This is a genomic window from Oerskovia gallyi (assembly GCF_014836745.1).
Classification (GTDB): domain Bacteria; phylum Actinomycetota; class Actinomycetes; order Actinomycetales; family Cellulomonadaceae; genus Oerskovia; species Oerskovia paurometabola.
On sequence record NZ_JACSQE010000011.1, the window covers coordinates 10,838 to 32,813 of the forward strand.

Here is a 21,976-nt window from a genome sequence, read left to right on the forward strand (position 1 = left end):
CCCCCCCCCCCCCCCCCCCCCGGGGGCCCTGCGTCGACCAGAGGTCAGCGCGGATCAGACGTCCGTGCTGTCACCGATCCGGTGCACGAGGATCGAGTTCGTCGTGCCCGGCTGGCCCACAGGGGCGCCGGAGACGACGACCACGAGGTCGCCCACCTCTGCCAGGCCGTTGGCCTGCAGGGTCGTGTCGACCTGGCCGACCATCGCGTCGGTGTTGTGCACCTCGGGCACCTGGTACGTCTGGGTGCCCCAGGTGAGCGACAGGACGTTGCGCACGTGCTCGCGCGGCGTGAACGCGAGCAGCGGGATCGACGAACGCAGACGAGACATGCGGCGAGCCGAGTCCCCCGACTGCGTGAACGTCGCGAGGTACTTCGCCCCGAGGATCTCACCGATCTCCGCAGCGGCACGCGTGATGGCGCCACCACGCGTGTGCGGCGTCGAGCCGAGCGGAGCCATGCGCTCACGGCCCGCCTCCTCCGTCGCCTCGATGATGCGGGCCATCGTCTCGACCGTGAGGATCGGGAACTCGCCCACGCTCGTCTCGCCCGAGAGCATGACGGCGTCGGCCCCGTCGAGGACGGCGTTCGCGCAGTCCGACGCCTCGGCGCGCGTGGGGCGCGGCGAGTTCGTCATGGACTCGAGCACCTGCGTCGCGACGATGACGGGCTTCGCGTTGCGGCGAGCCATCTCGACGATGCGCTTCTGCACGAGCGGGACCTGCTCGAGCGGGAGCTCGACCGCGAGGTCACCACGAGCGACCATCACGCCGTCGAACGCGTCGACGATCTCGGCGAGGTTCTCGACGGCCTGCGGCTTCTCGATCTTCGCGACGACGGGGACCGTGCGGCCCTCCTCGTCCATGATCGCCTTGACGTCGTCGAAGTCCGCCGCGGAGCGGACGAACGACAGCGCGATGATGTCCGCGCCCAGGCGGAGCGCCCAGCGCAGGTCGTCGCGGTCCTTCTCGGACAGCGCCGGCACGGAGACCGCGACGCCCGGGAGGTTCAGGCCCTTGTTGTTCGACACGGGGCCTGCGACCTCGACGCGCGTGACGACGCGCGGGCCCTCGACGGCGGTGACGCGGACGAGCACCTTGCCGTCGTCGATGAGGATCGGGTCACCGACGCGAGCGTCGCCCGGCAGACCCTTGTGCGTCGTGGAGACGAGCTCCTTGGTGCCGACGACGTCCTCGGTCGTGATGGTGAAGACGTCACCCTCGTTGAGCCAGTGCTTCTCGTCGCCGCCGAAGCGGCCCAGGCGGATCTTGGGGCCCTGCAGGTCGACGAGCACCGCGACCGAACGGCCCGACGCCGCAGCGGCCTCGCGCACGCCGTGGTAGACGGCTGCGTGCTCCTCGGCGCTGCCGTGGCTGCGGTTGATCCGCGCCACGTCCATCCCGGCGTCGACGAGCGCCCGGAGCTGCTCCTTCGACTCGGTCGCGGGTCCGATGGTGCAAACGATCTTTGCTCTGCGCATTTCTCCAGCCTCATTGTTCCTTCGTGTCCGGCGGAACCGGACCGCTTCGGGCCCCTGCCTGGGCCCCGTCTCCACCCCGACGTCCTGACCGGACTCCGGGGCGCGTCTCACTGTCCTGTCATGCTCTCAGCGACACGGTCGACGCGCGCACCGGAGCGGGCAGCTCGCTGCTGCCCTGCAGGTACGCGTCGACCGACGCCGCCGCGGCACGACCCTCGGCGATCGCCCACACGATGAGCGACTGGCCCCGGCCGGCGTCGCCCGCGACGAAGACACCCGGCACGGTGGCCGCGAAGTCGTCGCCGCGCGCCACGAGCCCGCGCGCCGTCAGCTCGATGTCGGACTGCGCCGAGAGCGAGTCCGTCTCCGGCCCCGTGAAGCCCATGGCCACGAGCACGAGATCGGCAGGGATCTCCTTCTCGGTGCCGGCCTTCGGGACACGACGGCCGTCGGGGAGGTACTCGGTCTCGGCGACGACCAGCGCGCGCACCCGACCGTCCTCGTCCGCGAGGAACTCGACGGTCGAGGCCAGGTAGGCGCGCTCGCCGCCCTCCTCGTGCGAGGACGAGACCTCGAACAGGATCGGGTCGGTCGGCCAGGGCTGGCTCGCGGCCCGCTCGCGCGGCGGCTGCTTGCCGATCGCGAGGGTCGTGACGCTCGCCGCGCCCTGCCGGAGCGAGGTGCCCAGGCAGTCGGAACCGGTGTCCCCACCGCCGATGATGATGACGTTCTTGCCCGTCGCGACGATCTGGTCCTCGACCGTCCCGCCCGCGACCACGGTGTTGGCCTGGTGCAGGAACTCCATCGCGAAGTGCACGCCGTCCAGGTCGTTGCCCGGCACCTGGAGCGCGCGCGGGATCGTCGCACCGGTGGCGAGCACGACGGCGTCGAACCGGCGCCTCAGCTCGTCCCAGGTGATGTCCACGCCGATCTCCACGCCCGCGCGGAAGCGCGTGCCCTCGGCCTCCATCTGCGCGAGACGGCGGTCGATGTGCGTCTTCTCGAGCTTGAAGTCCGGGATGCCGAACCGCAGCAGGCCGCCGATCGCGGCGTCTCGCTCGTACACGACGACCGTGTGGCCGGCGCGCGTGAGCTGCTGCGCCGCGGCGAGCCCCGCCGGCCCCGACCCGACGACGGCGACCGTCGAGCCCGTGAGGCGCTGGGGCACGTGCGGCGTGACGAAGCCTCGAGCGAACGCCTCGTCGATGATCGAGACCTCGACGTTCTTGATCGTCACGGCCGGCTGGTTGATGCCCAGCACGCAGCTCGACTCGCACGGAGCCGGGCACACGCGCCCCGTGAACTCCGGGAAGTTGTTCGTCTCGTGCAGCCGCTCGCTGGCCTCGGCCCACTGGTCACGCCACACCAGGTCGTTCCACTCGGGGATGAGGTTCCCGAGCGGGCACCCCTGGTGGCAGAACGGGATGCCGCAGTCCATGCAGCGGCCCGCCTGCTCCTTGAGGAACGGCTGCCCCTCGACACGGTGCTCGTGGACGTCGCGCCAGTCGCGCAGACGGACCTCGACAGGGCGGTTGGGCGGGAGCTCACGCTCCCGCACCTTCAGGAATCCGCGGGGATCAGCCACGGGCCACCTCCAAGATCTGGTCCCACACGCCGGGGGCGGCAGGATCGAGACCGTCGAGCTCGGCCTGCGCGAGCGCCTTGCGCACGCGGGCGAACTCGGCCGGCAGGATGCGCGTGAAGCGAGCGCGGGCCGCGTCGAAGTCCTCGAGCAGCTCGGCCGCGACGGTCGAGCCCGTCTCCTCGAGGTGCGTCCGGACCAGGCCCTCGACGAGCGCGGCGTCCGCGTCGTCGAGCGGGTCGAGCAGCAGCTCGCCCGAGGACACCCCGGTCGTGTTCATCGCCTGCGGGCGCAGGTCGAGCACGTAGGCCGTGCCTCCCGACATCCCCGCGCCGAGGTTGCGTCCGGTCGGACCGAGGATCACGACCGAGCCGCCGGTCATGTACTCCAGTCCGTGGTCGCCCACGCCCTCCACGACGAGCGTGGCACCGGAGTTACGGACCGCGAAGCGCTCGCCCACCAGGCCGCGCAGGAAGATCTGCCCGGACGTGGCGCCGTAGCCGATGACGTTGCCCGCGACGACGTTGCTCGACCCCGTGAGGACCGCAGCACGGTCCGGACGGACGATGATGCGTCCGCCCGACAGCCCCTTGCCGACGTAGTCGTTCGCGTCGCCGAACAGGCGCAGCGTGATCCCTCGCGGCAGGAACGCGCCCATCGACTGACCGGCCGACCCCGTGAGGGAGACGTCGATCGTGTCGTCGGCCAGGCCCTCGCCGCGGTACCGCTTCGTCACCTCGTGACCCAGCATGGTGCCCACGGTGCGGTTGACGTTGCGGATCGGCAGGGCGATGCGCACGGGCTCGCGGTTCTCGAGCGCGTCGGTCGCCAGCGCGATGAGCTGGTTGTCCAGCGCGCGCTCGAGACCGTGGTCCTGCGTCGTCGTGTTGCGCAGCGACGAGCCCTCGACCGGCTGCGGCTTCTCGAGCACGGGCCCGAGGTCGAGACCCTGGGCCTTCCAGTGCTCGACCGCCTTGCGCGTGTCGAGCGCCTCGACGTGGCCGACGGCCTCCTCGATCGAACGGAACCCGAGGCGGGCCAGGTGCTCCCGCACCTCCTCGGCGATGAACTCGAAGAAGTTCACGACGAACTCCGGCTTGCCCGTGAAGCGGGCCCGCAGCTCGGGGTTCTGCGTCGCGACGCCGACAGGGCACGTGTCCAGGTGGCACACGCGCATCATGACGCAGCCCGAGACGACCATGGGCGCCGTCGCGAAGCCGAACTCCTCGGCGCCGAGCAGCGCACCGATCACGACGTCGCGCCCGGTCTTCATCTGACCGTCGACCTGGACCACGATGCGGTCTCGCAGGTTGTTCAGCACGAGCGTCTGCTGGGTCTCGGCCAGGCCGAGCTCCCACGGGGTGCCCGCGTGCTTGAGCGAGGTCAACGGGCTGGCGCCCGTGCCGCCGTCGTGCCCCGAGATGAGGACGACGTCCGCGTGCGCCTTGGACACACCGGTCGCCACGGTGCCCACGCCGAACTCGCTCACGAGCTTGACGTGCACGCGAGCCGACGGGTTCGCGTTCTTGGCGTCGTGGATGAGCTGCGCCAGGTCCTCGATCGAGTAGATGTCGTGGTGCGGCGGCGGGGAGATGAGCCCGACGCCCGGCGTCGAGTGACGCGTCTTGGCGACCCACGGGTAGACCTTGTGTCCCGGCAGCTGACCGCCCTCGCCGGGCTTGGCGCCCTGGGCGAGCTTGATCTGGATGTCGTCCGCGTTGGTCAGGTACTCGGACGTGACGCCGAAGCGGCCCGACGCGATCTGCTTGACCTTCGAGCGACGCTCCGGGTCGTACAGGCGCTCGGAGTCCTCCCCGCCCTCGCCCGTGTTCGACCGTCCGCCGAGGCGGTTCATCGCGATCGCGAGGGTCTCGTGCGTCTCGGCCGAGATGGAACCGTAGGACATCGCGCCCGTGTTGAAGCGCTTGACGATCTCGCTGACCGGCTCGACCTCGTCGACCGACAGCGCGGGGCGCTGCCCCTCCTGGAACTCCAGGAGCCCGCGCAGCGTCATCAGACGCGTCGACTGGTCGTCGACCCGCTGGGTGTACTGGCGGAAGACGTCGTACCGGCGCTCGCGCGTCGCGTGCTGCAGGCGGAAGACCGTCTCCGGGTCGAAGAGGTGCTCCTCGCCGTCACGGCGCCACTGGTACTCGCCGCCCGTGGTGAGACGGACGTGCGCCTGGTGGTTGCCCGAGGCCGGGTAGGCCTCGGCGTGCCGTGCGGCGACCTCGGCCGCGAGGACGTCGAGGCCGATGCCGCCGAGGCGGCTCGTGGTCCCGGCGAAGTAGTCCGCGACGAGCTCGTGCGAGAGCCCGAGGGCCTCGAAGACCTGCGCACCCCGGTACGAGGAGATGGTCGAGATGCCCATCTTGCTCATGACCTTCAGGACGCCCTTGCCGAGCGCCTTGATGAGGTTCTTCACCGCCTGCTCGGGGCTGACCGTGACGAAGCCCGACTTGGCGAGGTCCTCGACGGTCTCCATCGCGAGGTACGGGTTGACCGCAGCCGCGCCGTAGCCGATCAGGAGGGCCACGTGGTGCACCTCGCGGACGTCACCGGCCTCCACCACGAGCGAGACCTGGGTGCGCGTGTGACGGCGCAGCAGGTGGTGGTGCACCGCGCTCGACAGGAGCAGCGACGGGATCGGCGCGAGCTCCTGGTTCGAGTCACGGTCGGAGAGCACGATGAAGCTCGCGCCCTCGGCCACGTGCTGGTCGACCTCGGCGAAGATCTCCTCGAGGCGCTCCTGGAGCGCCTCGCCGCCGCCGCCGACGGGATAGAGCCCCTTGACGGTCACGGCCCGGAAGATGCCCTCGAGGGCCGGGTCGCGGTCGACGCGCAGGATCTTCGCGAGCTCGTCGTTGTCGAGCACCGGGAACGGCAGGATGAGCTTGCGGGCGTGCAGCGGGCTGTCGTCCAGGAGGTTCGGCTCGGGGCCGATCGCCCCGCCGATCGACGTCACGAGCTCCTCGCGGATCGCGTCGAGCGGCGGGTTCGTGACCTGGGCGAACATCTGCGTGAAGTAGTCGAACAGCAGCCGCGGACGGCTCGACAGCACCGCGATGGGCGTGTCGGTGCCCATGGCGCCGAGCGGCTCGGCGCCCGTGCTCGCCATGGGGGTGAGCAGGATCCGCAGCTCCTCCTCGGTGTACCCGAACGCCCGCTGGCGACGCTGGACCGAGGCGGGGCTGTGCGCGACGTGCTCGCGCTCGGGCATGCGGTCGAGGTAGACCGAGTTGTCGGCGACCCACTGCGCGTACGGACGCTGCGCGGCGAGCTGCCCCTTGATCTCCTCGTCCTCGATGATCCGGCCCTGGCCGGTGTCGACGAGGAACATGCGGCCCGGCTCGAGCCGGCCCTTGCGCACGATCGTGGCGGGGTCGAGGTCCAGGACCCCGGCCTCGGACGCCAGGACGACGAGGCCGTCCTCGGTCACCCAGTACCGCCCCGGGCGCAGCCCGTTGCGGTCCAGCACGGCGCCGATGAGGGTGCCGTCGGTGAAGTTGAGGCACGCGGGGCCGTCCCACGGCTCCATGAGCGTGGAGTGGTACTCGTAGAAGGCCCGACGGTCCGGGTCCATCTCGGTGTGGTTCTCCCACGCCTCGGGGGCCATCATCAGGACGGCGTGCGGCAGCGAGCGGCCCGACAGGTGCAGCAGCTCGAGCACCTCGTCGAAGCTGGCGGAGTCGCTCGAGCCCTCCGAGCAGACCGGCAGCAGCGGACCGAGGTCGCCCAGCTTGTCGCTCGCGAGCATGCCCTGGCGGGCGGCCATCCAGTTGCGGTTGCCCCGCACCGTGTTGATCTCGCCGTTGTGCGCGATCATGCGGAACGGCTGGGCCAGCGGCCACGACGGGAACGTGTTGGTCGAGAAGCGCGAGTGCACCAGGACCAGCTCGCTCGCGTAGCGCGGGTCCGAGAGGTCCGGGAAGAACGGCTCGAGCTGCGCGACGGTCAGCATGCCCTTGTAGGTGAGCGTGCGCGAGGACAGCGACGCGAAGAACAGCCCCAGCTCGTGCTCGGCACGCTTGCGCAGGCGGTACGTCCGACGGTCCAGCTCGAGGCCGGACAGCTCGCGGGTCAGGTCGGCGACCACGAGCTGGCGGAACGTCGGCATCGAGGCGCGCGCGCTCGGCCCGACGAGGTCCGCGGTCACGGGCACGTCGCGCCAGGCGAGGACGACGAGCTTCTCCTCGGCCGCGATGGCCTCGACCTGCCGGACCGCCTCGGCCGCAGCCACAGGGTCCTGCGGCAGGAAGGCCATACCGATCGCGTAGTGGCCCGCGGGCGGAAGCTCGACGTCGACGACGTCCCGCACGAAGGCGTCGGGGATCTGGGTCAGGATGCCTGCCCCGTCACCGCTGTTCTCCTCGGCGCCGACGGCGCCGCGGTGGTCCAGGTTGAGCAGGGCCGTGAGCCCCGCGTCAACGATGTCGCGTCCGGGTGTGCCGCGGAGCGTCGCCACGAAGGCGACACCGCACGCGTCGTGCTCGGCCACAGGGTCGTACAGGCCCTGTGCCGTAGGCGCAGCAGCCCGGTGCAGCGGCGTGGTCATCAACACCGTCCTCACAGGCGCCCGGCCATGGGCCGGGCTTTGATCCAACTTGGGGGATTGTGGGACTTCATCGGCCCAACGGACATGACTGAACCTGCTGGATGGTTGTCCAGCGGGTTCGCCTATGAAAAGACGGATGCTTCAGCGACCTGGGTCGGGTCTGGCAGCATCTGCCTGCTCGGGCTCCGCAGCATCGAGCGATACTGTCTCTTCGCGCCCTGGGTTTCGGCGCCCGACAACGATAAACGCTATCAACGCACCGACTCCGACCAGGATGGAGGTCCAGACGTTCAGTCGGAGACCGAGCACCAGCTCGGCGTCGTCGATGCGTAGCATCTCGATCCACACGCGGCCAAGCGTGTAGAAGAGAACGTACAGCCAGAATACCCGACCGTGACCCAGCCTGAAGCGACGGTCGAGGTACATGAGCAGGAAGGCCGCCGCGACGTTCCACAGCATCTCGTAGAGGAAGGTCGGGTGGAACAGCGTCCCGGCCCCGCAGGTCAGGCCTGCGTTGCTGCACACGTAGTCGGCGATGCTCGGGTCGACCTCGAGCCCCCACGGGAGCGTGGTCGGGCTGCCGAAGAGCTCCTGGTTGAACCAGTTGCCCAGCCGCCCGATCGCCTGGGCGAGCAGGAGGCCCGGGGCGAGCGCGTCCGCGAACGCCGGGAAGCTCACCTTCTGGCGGCGGCACCCGATGTAGGCGCCCACGGCCCCCAGGGCGATCGCGCCCCAGATCCCGAGGCCCCCGTCCCAGATGCGCAGGGCCTTGAGGGGGTCGCCGTCCGGGCCCCAGTACGCGTCGGGAGAGGAGATGACGTGGTACAGGCGCCCGCCGACGATCCCGAAGGGCACGGCCCAGAACGCGATCTCGAGGACGTCGTCGGCGTCGCCACCACGCTCGACCCACCGCTTGCGCGTGAGCCACACCGCGACGGCGATGCCCGCGAGGATGGCGAGCGCGTAGGCGCGCAGCGGGAAGGGTCCGATGTACCAGGTGTGCTCGGAGGGGCTGGGGATCGAGGCGACCACGGGCCCGACGGCGGAGACCAGCCCGTTCACGCCGTCACCTGCCCGGTGGTCCCGTCGGCGGTGCGAGCCGTGCGGACCCCCTCCGCCAGGTCGCGGGTGACAGCGCGCAGGTTCTCGAGGCGCTCTTCCCACGGCTCGTCACCGAGGAGCGGACGGACGAAGGCCGAGCCGACGATCACGCCGTCGGCGTAGCGACCGACCTGCGCGGCCTGCGCGGCCGTCGAGACGCCGAGCCCCACGCACACGTGCTCGCCCCCCGCGGCGCGGGTCGCTGCGACCAGCTCCTCGGCCCTGCTGCCGACCTCGGCGCGGACTCCGGTCACACCCATGGTCGAGGCTGCGTAGACGAAGCCGCGCGACGCGGCCGCCGTCAGGCGCAGGCGCTCGGGGGTCGAGCTCGGCGCGACGAGGAACACCTTGTCGAGGCCGTGCGCGTCCGCGGCGGCGATCCACTCGCCGGCCTCGTCCGGGATGAGGTCGGCCGTGATGAGCCCGGCTCCCCCGGCGGCAGCCAGGTCGCGGGCGAAAGCCTCGACGCCGTAGCGCAGCACGGGGTTCCAGTAGGTCATGACGAGCACGGGGACCCCGAGCGCGGCCACGGCCTCGACGGCGGTGAAGACGTCACGCACGCGCGTGCCGCCCGCGAGCGCGTGCTCGACCGCGCGCTGGATGACCGGTCCGTCCATGACGGGGTCCGTGTACGGCAGGCCGAGCTCGATGATGTCGACCCCGGACTCGACCAGCGCCGTCGCGGCCTGGACCGTCCCCTCGACGCTCGGGTAGCCGACGGGCAGGTAGCCGACGAGCGCGGCACGCCCCTCCGCCGCCAGCTCGTCGATCCGCGCCGACGTCGCGTGGGGGGCGCGGACGCCCCCGACGGTCCCGCTCACAGGCTGCTCCCTTCGCCGTCGACCACGGTGTCCGCGTCGATCAGGTCGAACCACCGCGCCGCGGTCGCGACGTCCTTGTCCCCGCGGCCCGAGAGGTTCACCAGGATCACGGTGTCCTCCTTGCCCGCGGCCTGCGCCTCGCGGCCGATCCGCAGCGCACCGGCCAGCGCGTGCGCCGACTCGATCGCGGGGATGATGCCCTCGGTGCGGCACAGGAGGCGGAAGGCCTCCATGGCCTCGACGTCGGTCACGGGCTCGTACGTCGCCCGGCCCAGGTCGTGGAGCCACGAGTGGGCCGGCCCGACGCTCGGGTAGTCGAGCCCTGCGGAGATCGAGTGGCTGGGAAGCGTCTGCCCGTCCTCGTCCTGCATGAGGTAGGAGCGTGCGCCGTGCAGCACGCCCGGGGCGCCACCGCTGAACCGGGCGGCGTGCTTGCCGGTCGGGACGCCCTCTCCCCCGGCCTCGAAGCCGTAGAGCGCGACGTCCTCGTCGTCGAGGAACGCGTTGAACAGGCCCAGCGCGTTCGACCCCCCGCCCACGCACGCGGCGAGCGCGTCGGGCAGGCGACCGATCCGGTCGAGGATCTGTGCGCGCGCCTCCTCACCGATGATGCGGTGGAAGTCGCGGACCATCTCCGGGAACGGGTGCGGCCCGGTGACGGTGCCCAGCAGGTAGTGCGTGGTGTCGACGTTGGCGACCCAGTCGCGCAGCGCCTCGTTGATCGCGTCCTTGAGGGTGCGCGAGCCGATCGTGACCGGGACGACCGTCGCACCGAGCAGGCGCATGCGCGCGACGTTCAGCGCCTGGCGCTCGGTGTCCTCCTCGCCCATGTAGACGACGCACTCGAGGTCCATGAGCGCCGCGGCGGTCGCCGTGGCCACTCCGTGCTGCCCTGCGCCGGTCTCCGCGATGACACGCTTCTTGCCCATGCGCTTGACGAGCAGCGCCTGGCCGAGCACGTTGTTGATCTTGTGCGAGCCGGTGTGGTTGAGGTCCTCGCGCTTGAGGAAGACGCGCGCACCCCCGGCGTGCTCCGCGAAGCGGGGCACCTCCGTGAGGGGGTTGGGGCGCCCGGTGTACTCGCGGTGCAGCCGGGCCAGCTCCTCCTGGAAGGTCGGGTCGACGACGGCCTTGCGGTACTCGGCCTCGAGCTCGTCGAGAGCGGCGATCAGGGCCTCCGGGACGAAGCGTCCGCCGAAGTCCCCGAAGTAGGGGCCCTGCTGGTCCTGCAGGGAACGTGTTGCGTCGGGCACGCGGCCTGACCTCCTCGGTACGGGATCTGGGGGTGTCGGGGGCTTGCTCAGTGTCGGACGGACCACAGGGACGGGTGCGAGCCCGCCGCGACGAGGTCGGCGACCGACGCACGGGGCGCGGCGTCCGTGACGAGGGCCTCGCCCACGAGGACGGCGTGCGCGCCGGAGCGGGCGTAGTCCATGACGTCGTGCGGTCCGCGCACCCCGGACTCCGCGATGCGCACGTACTCGTCGGGGATCGCCGGAGCGAGCCGCGCGAAGGTCGTGCGGTCGACCTCGAGCGTCTTGAGGTCGCGAGCGTTGACGCCGATGACACGGGCACCCGCGTCGATCGCGCGCGAGACCTCGTCGAGCGTGTGCACCTCGACGAGGGCCGTCATGCCGAGCGAGTGGACGCGCTCGACGAGCGACGTCAGGACCGTCTGCTCGAGGGCCGCGACGATGAGCAGGACGAGGTCCGCCCCGTGCGCGCGGGCTTCCCAGACCTGGTAGGGAGTGACGACGAAGTCCTTGCGCAGGACCGGGATGTCGACCTTGCCCCGCACGGCGTCGAGGTCCGCGAGGCTGCCGTTGAAACGCCGCTGCTCGGTGAGCACCGAGATGACGGCAGCGCCGCCCTTCTCGTACTCCGAGGCGAGCGACGCGGGGTCGGCGATGGCCGCCAGGTCACCCTTGCTGGGGCTCGAACGCTTGACCTCGGCGATCACGGCGACGGCGTCCTCGGCCTTGAGGCGGCTGATGCAGTCGAGCGCCCCGTGCACACGCGAGGCGCGCTCCTTCAGCTCGTCCAGGGTCGTCCTCGCCTGGCGCTCCGCAAGGTCCTCGCGGACTCCCGCGACGATGTCCTCCAGAACCGTCATGTGATATCTCCCCGTGCTCGTCGTCGACTCCATGCCACCTGAGGCTCGCGCGTGTCCGCGGGGACCGTGACGGGTCACCCGCAGCATCTCTCCGCGAACCATTGACAGGGAGATACCTGCCATCGTAGAGCCGCCCGAGAGTGACCAGGGACACGTGTCACCCCGCGAGACGTGCCCCGCACCCCTGCCAGGACCTCAGACCGGGCCCAGGAACGGTGCCATCACGGGGACGTTCCGCGCGATCCCGAACCCGACGAGGACCACGAGCCCGACGACCCCGACCCACGGCGGGACCGCCCTCGCGGTCGTGCCGCGCCACGCCCGCCGGACCCACAGGGCCCAGGCGACGACGAGGAACGGCACGACCAGCACCCAGAGCGGGTTCATGGCCCACGCCCCCGCGAGGTCTCCCGTCGCGAGGTCGTGCGTCGCGCGCAGGCCCCCGCACGCAGGGCACGCCCACCCGGTGAGGGCGAGCAGCGGGCACAGCGGGTAGCCACCCTGGTGCGGGTCCACGAGAGCGAGGAGGACGGTGCCTGCCGCCACGCCCGCCCCGACCGCGAGGGACGTGCGCAGGGCGCTCCTGCTCGGCCGGCCTGCCTCGGCGAGAGCCGTCGTCGACGGAGCCGGTGACACCGGTGGTCTCGTCATCGCCGCGCTCCCCGCTCGTCCCGCACCGCTCGTCGGTCTCGTCAGTAGTACGTCGAGTCGAACTCGGCGTTCGCCAGCCCGAACGCCAGCGCGATCACGAAGAAGACGATCACGAGCACCGACAGCGCCGACGCGACCCAGCCGAGGATGACACCCGCCTGCGCGAGCCCGCCGTTGTTCGCCTCGCCGGCCTCGACCGCGCGCTTGGCCTTCGTGCCGACGATGATGGCGGGGATGCCCGTGAGGAACCCGCAGGACAGCACGAACGACGCGATGCCCAGCACGAGGGCCCAGATGCCCAGGTCGTTGCGGGGGAAGTAGCCGTAGCCCCCCGGAGCGGGGTACGGCGAGGCTCCGTACGGGGCCTGCGCGGGTGCGCCGTAGGGCGGCTGCACGGGCGGCGGGTACGAGTACCCGCCCTGCTCGCCGCCGGGCACCGGCCCCGGGGCAGGCTGCCCCGTCGGCGTCGCGTAGGGCGACCCGGGCTGCGCAGGCTGCCCGGGGTAGGTCGGGTAGCCGGGGTGCCCGGGAGCCGGTGGGGGCGTCTGCCCCGGGGCGTGCGGCTCCACCGGCTCGCCGCCGGGCTGCTCGCCCTCGGGGCGGTAGGGGTCGTTCGGGGGGGTGGGTGGGTAGCTCATGGTGCGACCTGCTCTCTACGAGACGGCTGCGCGGCCCGGTCGATGCCGGGTCTGCTGCCGGTGGTACGGCACGCGCCACGCACCGGAGATGGTGCGCGGCGCGTGGAGGCACGTCCGGGCTCTCGCCCGGGGGGTCAGTGCTGCGTCGTCGTCCGGGGCGCGACCCCGGGCTTCGGCTGGCCGTACCCCATGTTGCGCAGCACGCCACCGCCGACGAGGGCGAGGGCGACGACGACCATGCCGACCCAGAAGAGCCACACCTGGGCCATCGCGACGGCGACACCTGCGACGACCGCGCCCACGATGATGCCGATCATGGTGAACCAGGCCGCGACGGTGTGCCCGTGGTTCGTGGGAGGTGCCGACGGCGGCAGGTAGGAGATCTCGGTGGTCTGCGGCTTCTCGGCCATGGGGATGTGCCTTTCGTCAAGATGTGCGCCCAGCCTATCGGACGCGGGTCGGTCTGTTCCTGCTGGCAGTACGTGATGTTCAGCGGTCGGTGGGGTCCTCGCCGCGGGTCAGCGAGTCCCACGTCTCCTGCTCGTCCGGCTCGTCACCCTCCGAGGGGTCGGCGGCGTCGTCCGCCGTGGCGCCCGCAGACGCGGTCGACGGAGCCTCCGGGCGGTCCGTCGTGCCCGACGACGCGCTCCCGGGGCGGACGATCTCGTGGCGGTTGGAGACACGCCCCCACGACGGCGACGAGACGGCGGTCCAGAGGGCCACCAGGACCACGAGCACGCCCACCGCGCAGGCGACGTAGGGCCACGGCGTCAGGACGATGTCGCTCGTCATGTCCGTCACGCCGGTCGCCTCGGCGACCGCCGTCCGGGCGGCCTGCGTGGGGTCGCGCAGGATCGCGGCGGCCGACGCCGCGACGACGACCCCGCTCGCTGCGGTGACCAGGAGCACGAGCCAGCGACCGATCCGACCGACGAGACCGAGGGCCAGTGCGCTCGCCACGACGACCAGCGCCCCCGCGCCCACGCCCGGCGCGGCCGAGGTGCCGGCGACGTGGACCAGGACGTCCGGGTCCAGGGGCGTGGCCCCCGTGGTGCGCAGCCAGGTGGGTGCGGCGGCCGCGAGGGCGCCGCCGCCGAGCACGAGCAGCAGGAGGATCGCGCTGCGACGCGCCAGGCGCCACGAACGCGGCTGCCGGGCGGCCGCGGAGGACCCACCGGTCCCGGCTCCTGCTCCTCCTGCGGCCCCGGACGCCGCGGTCACGACAGGCTCCGCAGGCGCGCGGCGAGCTGGACGGCGCGCACCGCGGCGGCCGCCTTGTTGCGCGACTCCTCGTACTCCAGCGCGGGCACCGAGTCGGCGACGATCCCGCCGCCCGCCTGGACGCTCGCGCGTCCGTCGCGGATCAGGGCCGTGCGGATCGCGATGGCCATGTCCATGTTGCCGTCGAAGTCGAAGTAGCCCACGGTCCCGCCGTAGATGCCGCGCGAGGCGGGTTCCAGCTCGTCGATCAGGGCGATCGCGCGCGGCTTGGGCGCTCCCGAGAGCGTGCCCGCGGGGAACGTGGCGCGGAGCACGTCGAGCGCCCGTGCGCCCTCGCGCAGCGTCCCGACGACGGTCGAGCACAGGTGCATGATGTGGCTGAACCGCTTGGTGGCCATGAACTCGACGACCTCGACCGAGGCCGGGTCGCAGACCTTCACGAGGTCGTTGCGCGAGAGGTCGACGAGCATGATGTGCTCGGCCCGCTCCTTGGGGTCGGCCAACAGCTCCTCCCCCAGCGCGACGTCCTGCTCGGGCGTCGTGCCACGCGGCCGCGATCCCGCGATGGGGAACGTGACCACGTGCCCGTCGTCGACCTTGACGAGCGTCTCGGGGCTCGACCCGACCACGGCGAAGTCCGCCCCGTCGGCGTCCGTGAGCTGGAAGTAGTACATGTACGGGCTCGGGTTGATGGTCCGCAGAGCCCGGTAGACGTCGAGCGGTGGGGCCGGGCAGTCGAGGTCGAGCCGTTGGGAGATGACGATCTGGAAGACCTCGCCCTCGCGGATGGCCTCCTTGCCCGCGAGCACGGCGTCCTCGAACTCCTCGCGCGTCGAGCGGAACTCGAGCTCGGGCTCGGGGACGTCCGCCACGACCGCGGTCGAGGACCCGCGGCCGGTGCCGGCGACGAGCTCGCCCTGCATCCGGTCGAGGCGCGCCACGGCATCGGCGTAGGCCTCGTCGACGCGCTCGTCGGTGTCGTCGAAGTTGATGGCGTTGGCCACGAGCCACACGCTGCCCTCGCGGTGGTCCACGACCGCGAGGTCGGTCGCGAGGCACAGCGTGACCTCGGGGACGCCCAGCTCGTCGGGCGCGTTCGCGGGCAACGTGGGCTCCCAGTGGCGGACGACGTCCCACCCCAGGGCGCCCGCGAGCCCACCCGTGAGGGGCGGCAGACCGTCGATCGCGGGGGTGCGCAGCGCGTCGAGCGTCCGTTCGAGCACGTCGACGACGTCCCCGGACGTCGGGACGCCCGCGGGGACGTCGCCCGTCCACACGGCCTGGCCGGCGCGCGCGGTCAGGGTCGCGCGCGAGGCCACGCCCACGAACGAGTAGCGCGCCCAGGAGCCGTCGACCTCGGCGGACTCCAGGACGAACGTGCCCGGGCGTCCCTGCGCGAGGGTGCGGTACAGGCCCACGGGCGTGACGTCGTCGGCCAGGAGGCGGCGGACCACCGGGACCACGCGGCGCGACGACGCGAGCGCACGGAACCCCTCGACCGTGGGCCAGGTCTCGCCCCACGGCAGGCCCGCGGCGGGCACCACGGGGACGGGCGTGCTGGTCACGGGGGACGGTCCGGTCACTGCGTCTTCTCCTCGGAGGTCTCGGTCTCGGGGCGGTTCCCGACGACGGCGCCCAGGTCCCCGCCCGCCTCGAAGCAGGTGCGGGCACCCGTGTGGCACGCTGCGCCGACCTGGTCGGCGCGGACGAGCAGCGCGTCGCCGTCGCAGTCGATCGCGACGGACTTGACCCACTGCGCGTGGCCCGACGTGTCGCCCTTGCGCCAGTACTCCTGCCGGGAGCGCGACCAGAACGTGACCCGGCCCGACGTCAGGGTGCGACGCAGCGCCTCGTCGTCCATCCAGCCGAGCATGAGCACCTCACCGGTGTCGTGCTGCTGGACGATCGCCGCGACGAGGCCGTCGACGTCGCGCTTGAGGCGCGCGGCGAGGGTCGCGGGCAGCGCGGCGGGAGCGGCGGCGGACGTCTCGCCGGAGATCTTGTCCGCAGGGACGGGCTGGTCTGCGGTCGGGGCTGCGTTCTGGGGCACCCGAGAATCCTGCCAGATCCCCCGGGTCCCCTCGTCCGCGGTCCGCGCCTCGGCCATCCCACCGACCTCCCCGGTGCTCATCGGGTCTGCGCGACCCAGGACGCGTGCATCGACGCGTAGACGCCGCCCGCGGCCGCGAGCTCGGCGTGCGGGCCGACCTCGACCACGTGCCCCGCGTCGACCACGACCACGAGGTCGGCGGCCTCGGCGGTCGAGAGCCGGTGCGCGATCGTGATGGTGCTGCGACCGGCCGTGAGCGAGTCGAGGGCGCGCGCGATGCGCACCTCGGTCGCGGGGTCCACGGCCGAGGTCGCCTCGTCCAGCACGAGCAGGTCGGCCTCGGCCAGGTAGGCGCGCGTGATCGCGACGAGCTGCCGCTCCCCCGCGGACAGCGCCTCACCCCGCTGCCCGACGGCGGAGCCCAGCCCGTGCGGAAGGTCCGCGACCCAGTCGGTCAGGCCGAGCTCGGCGACCGCCGCGTCGATGCGCCCGGCGTGCCGGGTGGCGGCCTGCGCGGAGGTCTCCCCCGTCGGCCGGCCTCCGGGCTCGGACGCGTCCCGCACGCCGTACGCGATGTTCTCGGCGAGCGTCCCGTCGAACAGGAAGCCCTCCTGCGGCACGAGGACCACGCGCTCGCGCAGGCTCGCGGCCGACAGGTCGCGCAGGTCCACGCCGTCGAGCCGGACGGCGCCCGACGTCGGGTCCATGAGGCGCGTCACGAGCTTGGCGATCGTGGTCTTGCCCGAACCCGTGGCGCCGACGACCGCGACGGACGTGCGGGCCGGGAAGTCCAGGTCCACGCCGTGCAGGACCTCGGGGCCGTCCGGGTAGGCGAAGCGCACGTCCTCCAGGGTCACGTGGGCCGGCCCGCGCGGCGAGCGCACGCCCTGCTCCCCCTTGTCGACGACCTGGATCGGGGTCTCGACGACCGCGAGGACCCGGCGCCAGCCCGCGACCGCGTTCTGGAGCTCGTTGAGGATCTCGGTCGCCATCTGCACGGGTCCCGTGAAGAGCTGGACGAGGAACAGGAAAGCGAGGAGCTTGCCCGCGGTGATCGACCCGTCGATGCCCAGGAGGGTGCCCACGACCACGACGACGGCCAGGACCAGGTTCGCCACGAGCACGCCGCTCGAGAAGACCGTCGAGACGAGCTTCTGCGCTCGGACCATGCCCGTGCGCGTGCTCTCGACGGCCGCGTCGATGCGGCGCCCGGTACGCTCCCCGACGCCGTAGGCGCGGATCGTCTCGGCGCCCACGACCGACTCCGAGATGGCGCCGAGCATCGCGCCGACCCGCTCGCGCAGCGCGGTGTACGCGGCGTTCACGTGCTTCTGGGCGGGACGCAGGATCAGGAAGAGCGGCACGAAGCACGCCCACACGAGCAGCGTGAGCTGCCACGAGTAGAACGCCATGAGGATCGTGGCGGCACCGATCTGCAGCACCGAGACGAGCAGCATGATGCCGCCCCACTGGACGAACAGCGAGATGGTGTCGACGTCGCTCGTGACGCGCGAGACCAGTGCCCCGCGCCGCTCGGTGCTCTGCGTGAGGACCGACAGGTCGTGCACGTGCCGGAACGCGCGCACGCGCAGGCTCGCGAGCCCGGCCTCGGTCGAACGGAACAGGCGCACGTTGACGAGCGCCGAGCACAGGCCCGCGACCACCAGGACGAGGGCCGCGAGCCCCACGAGCAGCGTCACGCGGCTCGTGTCGGGTCCGCCAGGGGCCATGATGCCGCTGTCGACGGTCTGCTGGACCGCGATCGGGACGACGATGCGCCCCAGCGCTGCCGCGACGGCCAGGAGCAGGGTGATCCACACGCCCTGGAGGATCTCCGGGGACATCTGGACGCCCTTGCGCAGCGTCGCGAAGACGCCCAGCGAGCTCGCCGAGGCGATCCGTGCGCCGGTCGCGTCCTCGACGACGACCTCGGGCTTCGTGGTGCGGCCCCGGCGGCGACGCTCGCGGGGCTCGGTGGTGGTCGCGGTGCTCACTCGGTCACCGTCCCTTCCTCGGCGTGACGCACGATCTCGTCGGTCTCCTCCTGCTCGCAGCGTTCGATCTCCTCGCGCTGCTCGTCCCCCCGGTCGTGCTCGTCGCGCCCGGCCGGCAGGTCGCCGTCGAGCTCGTCGGCCTCCGCGCGGCGCTCGGCCTCGCGCTGGTAGGCCATGGCCAGGTCGCGGTAGCCGGCGTCGCGAGCGAGCAGCTCGTCGTGCGTCCCGACGTCGACGACCCGGCCCGACTCGACGTGGACCACCTGGTCCGCGAGCGCGACGCTCGACATGCGGTAGGCGACCATGACGACCGTGGGGTGCTCCGCCGTCGGGCCTTGCGCGGCCGCGCCCGTCGGGCCGTCGCCCCGCAGCCCGGCGAGGATCTGCTGCTCGACGCGCGGGTCGACGGCGGAGGTCGCGTCGTCGAGGACCAGCAGGCGCGGGGACCGCACCAGGGCGCGCGCGATCGCTAGCCGCTGGCGCTGCCCGCCCGACAGGTTCGAGCCCCGCTCACCCAGCGGCGAGTCGAGGCCGCCGGGCAGGCGCGAGACGACGTCGTCGACCTTGGCCAGGCGCAGCGCGTCCCACACCTGCTCGTCGGTCGGGCCGACGCCCTCGTCCGCGAGCGTCACGTTGGAGCGGACCGTGTCCTCGAAGATGAACGTGGACTGCGCGACGAGAGCGACCTGACGCGTGAGGTCGGCCGCGAGCGCGTCGCGCACGTCGACACCGTCGATCAGGACCCGGCCACGCGTGGGGTCCGAGAGGCGGGCGAGCAGGGACACCAGCGTGGTCTTGCCAGCGCCCGTCGGCCCGACGACCGCGATCGTGCGCCCGGGCGCCAGGTCGAGCTCCACGCCGTCGAGCAGGGTCACGTCACGACCACCCGCGCGGACGTCGACACCCACGTCCTCGAAGCGCACGTGCGCGCCCCGCGTCGCGGCAGGCAGGCGCTGCGCGCCCGCGACCGGGATGCCCGGGGCGTCGAGCACGCTCGCGATGCGCTCGTAGCCGACGAGCGCGCGCGGCAGCTCACCCAGGACCCACCCGAACGCACGGACCGGGACGGCCATGATCGTCAGCAGGTACGCCGCCGTCACGATCTCGCCCGTGCCGACCGCGCCGGCCGACACGCGGGCGGCTCCGACCCCCAGGACCAGGAGCGTGCCCAGCGAGGGCAGGAGCTCGATGACCGGGTCGAAGAACGCGCGGACCACGCCCACGCGGACGTTGGCAGCGCGCAGCTCGTCGGTGCGCGCCGCGAAGCGCCGCTCCTCGCGTGCCTCGGTGCCCAGCGACTTGACCAGCAGCGCGGCCTCGAAGCTCTCGTGCGCGACGTCGGAGACCTCGGCACGCAGCTGTTGCGCGTGCGTGATCGCGGGCGACATGTACTTCTGGAAGACGACGTTGACCGCGACCGCGACCGGGATGACGATCAGCGCGGCGCACGCGAGCCACACGTCGATGCGGAACAGCATGACCGCGGACACACCGATCATCACGACGACGCCCAGGGCGAAGGGCAACGGGTTGAACACACCCGTCGCGGCCTCGACGTCCGAGTTGGCGTTCGACAGGAGCTGCCCGGCCGGATGGCTCCGGTGCCACGACATGGGCAGGCGCAGGTACTGGTGCGTGACGGCCGTGCGGTGCCTCGCCTGGATGTTCGCGTAGCCGTAGCCCGCGAAGATGCGCCGCCCCGCGACCGTGAGCGCGAGCGTCACGGCGATGCCCACCAGCACGAGCCCCGCGAGCCACAGGTCGCCGCGGGCGTCGGTGTCCCCCGCGAGGGCCGGGACGACGACCTCGTCGGTGACCCGGCCGACCGCGAGGCTGATGCCCACGGTCGTCGCTCCGAACAGCGCGGAGGCCCCGATCGCGAGGATGTAGATGCGCCACTCGGACCGCATGCCGCGCCCCATGAGCTGGAGCGAGCGTCGCGTGCGCGACCCGGTCAGGGCGTGGCGGCGCGTGCTCGACGCCGACGACGGTGCGGGCGCAGGGGACGCTGCCTGCCCGGTTGACCCTGCGGGTGCGCCGGAGTGCGGGTGGGTGGGCTCCGACCGGCCGGGCGCAGCGTCGGTGCGCGCGTCCTGGGGCCGGGGCGTGGTGTTCGTGGGGGTGCTCCGTCGCGCGGACACGGACGATCCTCGTCTTTCGTGGGGGTTGGCACGATCTTCTCACACGGGACACGGCGTGCTCGTGCGAGCATGGCCGGATGCAGCCCACCGCCTGGCACGCCCACGAGCGAGCCGCTCTCGTCCACGCCCTCACCCAGGCAGGCCCCGACGCCCCGACCCTCTGCGAGGGATGGCGCACGCGCCACCTCGCGGCACACGTGATCCTGCGCGAGCACCAGCCCTGGACGCAGGCCGGTGCGAACGGCGGGCCGCTGCACGGCTGGTCCGATCGCCACCTCCAGGAGCTCGCCGCGACCGCGCTCGAGCCCGGCGGGTACGCAGCGCTCCTGGCCCGCGTCGAGCAGCCGCCCGCCGCCTGGAGCCCGTGGTCCTGGGCCGGGGACCTCGTCAACCTCGCCGAGTACTTCGTGCACACCGAGGACGCGCGACGCGGCACGTGGGACGCGGGGCCGGGTGACTCCGGGACGGACGGCGGCACCAGCGGCACGAACCCCTCGGACGGGCGCGCCCGCGACCTGCCGCCCGGCCTGCGGGACGCGCTCTGGGCCCAGCTCCGCCGCGCGGCGCCGCTGTTCTTCCGCCGGTCCCCCGTGGGGGTCGTGCTCGTCGTCCCCGGCGGGCAGCGCCTGGCGGTCAAGGCGCCCCCGTCGCGTCCGGCCGAGGACGGCCGCCTCCACGGCACCGTCGTCGTGACGGGCCAGGTGGGCGAGCTCGTGCTCCACGCGTTCGGCCGCGGGCGCCACGCCGGGGTCGCGTTCCAGGGCGACGCGACCGACGTCGAGGCGCTCGACACGGCGGTGCCCGGGCCGCGCTGAGGCGCGCGCCGCCGTCGGGCAACGCTCAGGACGTCACGGTCTCACCGGACCAGCAGGCCGGCCTCGCGCATGTGCGCCTTGACGTCACCGATCGTCAGGGTCCGGAAGTGGAACACGCTCGCGGCCAGGACGGCGTCCGCGCCGGCGTGCGCGGCCTGCGCGAAGTGCTCCGGGGTGCCCGCTCCACCGCTCGCGACGAGCGGGACCGTCACCTCGGAACGCACCGCACCGAACATCTCGAGGTCGAAGCCGCCGGTCGTGCCGTCGGCGTCCATCGAGTTCAGCAGGATCTCGCCCGCGCCCAGCTCCGCCGCGCGCACGGCCCACTCGACCGCGTCGATCCCGGTCCCCCGGCGCCCGCCGTGCGTCGTGACCTCGAAGCCCGACGGCGTCCGCACCTCGCCGGTGACGCGCCGCGCGTCGACCGAGAGCACCAGGACCTGGCTGCCGAACCGGTCGGCGATCTCCGCGACGAGCTCGGGGCGCGCGATCGCCGCGGTGTTGACCCCGACCTTGTCCGCCCCCGCACGCAGCAGCTTGTCGACGTCGTCTGTCGTGCGCACGCCCCCGCCGACCGTGAGCGGCACGAAGACCTGCTCCGCCGTGCGGCGCACCACGTCGTAGGTGGTCTCCCGGTTGCCCGACGAGGCCGAGACGTCGAGGAACGTGATCTCGTCCGCCCCCTCCGCGTCGTAGCGCGCCGCGAGCTCGACCGGGTCGCCCGCGTCGCGCAGGTTCTCGAAGTTGACGCCCTTCACGACGCGTCCTGCGTCGACGTCCAGGCAAGGGATGACACGGACCGTGACCGACATGAG

The 21,976-nt window shown here is 72.5% G+C and carries 17 protein-coding genes; 1 reads left to right on the top strand and 16 read right to left on the bottom strand.

All coding sequences use genetic code 11. From position 1 onward, the window contains the following. Positions 1–54 precede the first annotated feature (54 nt). From pyk to H9640_RS13825, 15 genes are all read right to left on the bottom strand, one after another. Positions 55–1,479: a pyruvate kinase gene (gene pyk, locus H9640_RS13755; RefSeq protein ID WP_191791279.1), complete on the bottom strand. Its 1,425-nt coding sequence runs from the start codon at positions 1,477–1,479 to the stop codon at positions 55–57. Positions 1,480–1,597: 118 nt separating this feature from the next. Continuing rightward, positions 1,598–3,064, bottom strand: coding sequence for a glutamate synthase subunit beta (locus H9640_RS13760; protein ID WP_191791280.1), 1,467 nt, complete (start codon positions 3,062–3,064; stop codon positions 1,598–1,600). Continuing rightward, the gene (gene gltB / locus H9640_RS13765; protein ID WP_191791281.1) at positions 3,057–7,616 is read right to left on the bottom strand and encodes a glutamate synthase large subunit; all 4,560 of its coding nucleotides are present in this window, start codon (positions 7,614–7,616) and stop codon (positions 3,057–3,059) included. The genes H9640_RS13760 and gltB overlap by 8 nt, the downstream gene beginning before the upstream one ends. A gap of 141 nt (positions 7,617–7,757) precedes the next feature. Beyond that, positions 7,758–8,669, bottom strand: coding sequence for a prolipoprotein diacylglyceryl transferase (lgt, locus tag H9640_RS13770; RefSeq protein ID WP_225227231.1), 912 nt, complete (start codon positions 8,667–8,669; stop codon positions 7,758–7,760). A 5-nt stretch (positions 8,670–8,674) separates the two neighbouring features. Next, positions 8,675–9,538, bottom strand: a complete 864-nt coding sequence (trpA, locus tag H9640_RS13775; protein ID WP_191791283.1) for a tryptophan synthase subunit alpha — start codon at positions 9,536–9,538, stop codon at positions 8,675–8,677. Next, a complete protein-coding gene (gene trpB, locus H9640_RS13780; protein WP_191791284.1) occupies positions 9,535–10,791 on the bottom strand; it encodes a tryptophan synthase subunit beta in 1,257 nt (418 codons plus the stop codon). The genes trpA and trpB overlap by 4 nt, the downstream gene beginning before the upstream one ends. 47 nt (positions 10,792–10,838) lie before the next feature. Further along, complete coding sequence (trpC, locus tag H9640_RS13785) at positions 10,839–11,651, bottom strand: indole-3-glycerol phosphate synthase TrpC (protein ID WP_191791285.1); 813 nt, start codon at positions 11,649–11,651, stop codon at positions 10,839–10,841. A gap of 195 nt (positions 11,652–11,846) precedes the next feature. Beyond that, positions 11,847–12,302 (bottom strand): DUF2752 domain-containing protein, encoded by a 456-nt coding sequence (locus H9640_RS13790; RefSeq protein WP_191791286.1) that lies wholly within the window; start codon positions 12,300–12,302, stop codon positions 11,847–11,849. A 41-nt stretch (positions 12,303–12,343) separates the two neighbouring features. Then, entirely contained in the window at positions 12,344–12,940 is a 597-nt protein-coding gene (locus H9640_RS19450; RefSeq protein WP_191791287.1) for a DUF4190 domain-containing protein, read from the bottom strand. A gap of 134 nt (positions 12,941–13,074) precedes the next feature. Then, on the bottom strand, positions 13,075–13,350 hold the full coding sequence (locus tag H9640_RS13800) for an HGxxPAAW family protein (protein WP_191791288.1): 276 nt from the start codon (positions 13,348–13,350) through the stop codon (positions 13,075–13,077). A 79-nt stretch (positions 13,351–13,429) separates the two neighbouring features. After that, positions 13,430–14,161 (bottom strand): Trp biosynthesis-associated membrane protein, encoded by a 732-nt coding sequence (locus H9640_RS13805; protein ID WP_191791289.1) that lies wholly within the window; start codon positions 14,159–14,161, stop codon positions 13,430–13,432. Beyond that, positions 14,158–15,744, bottom strand: coding sequence for an anthranilate synthase component I (locus tag H9640_RS13810; RefSeq protein ID WP_318243777.1), 1,587 nt, complete (start codon positions 15,742–15,744; stop codon positions 14,158–14,160). The genes H9640_RS13805 and H9640_RS13810 overlap by 4 nt, the downstream gene beginning before the upstream one ends. Further along, on the bottom strand, positions 15,741–16,211 hold the full coding sequence (gene hisI / locus H9640_RS13815; protein ID WP_404821901.1) for a phosphoribosyl-AMP cyclohydrolase: 471 nt from the start codon (positions 16,209–16,211) through the stop codon (positions 15,741–15,743). The genes H9640_RS13810 and hisI overlap by 4 nt, the downstream gene beginning before the upstream one ends. A gap of 77 nt (positions 16,212–16,288) precedes the next feature. Then, positions 16,289–18,055 carry an ABC transporter ATP-binding protein gene (locus tag H9640_RS13820; RefSeq protein ID WP_191791396.1) on the bottom strand — a complete coding sequence of 589 codons (1,767 nt, stop codon included), beginning with the start codon at positions 18,053–18,055 and terminating at the stop codon, positions 16,289–16,291. A gap of 146 nt (positions 18,056–18,201) precedes the next feature. Beyond that, a complete protein-coding gene (locus H9640_RS13825; protein WP_191791397.1) occupies positions 18,202–20,127 on the bottom strand; it encodes an ABC transporter ATP-binding protein in 1,926 nt (641 codons plus the stop codon). Positions 20,128–20,423: 296 nt separating this feature from the next. Between H9640_RS13825 and H9640_RS13830 the strand changes: the two genes are divergently transcribed. Continuing rightward, complete coding sequence (locus H9640_RS13830) at positions 20,424–21,161, top strand: TIGR03085 family metal-binding protein (RefSeq protein ID WP_191791290.1); 738 nt, start codon at positions 20,424–20,426, stop codon at positions 21,159–21,161. A 41-nt stretch (positions 21,162–21,202) separates the two neighbouring features. On the opposite strand, the gene hisF is transcribed toward H9640_RS13830, so the two are convergent. Then, positions 21,203–21,973 carry an imidazole glycerol phosphate synthase subunit HisF gene (gene hisF, locus H9640_RS13835; protein WP_191791291.1) on the bottom strand — a complete coding sequence of 257 codons (771 nt, stop codon included), beginning with the start codon at positions 21,971–21,973 and terminating at the stop codon, positions 21,203–21,205. Positions 21,974–21,976: the final 3 nt, after the last annotated feature.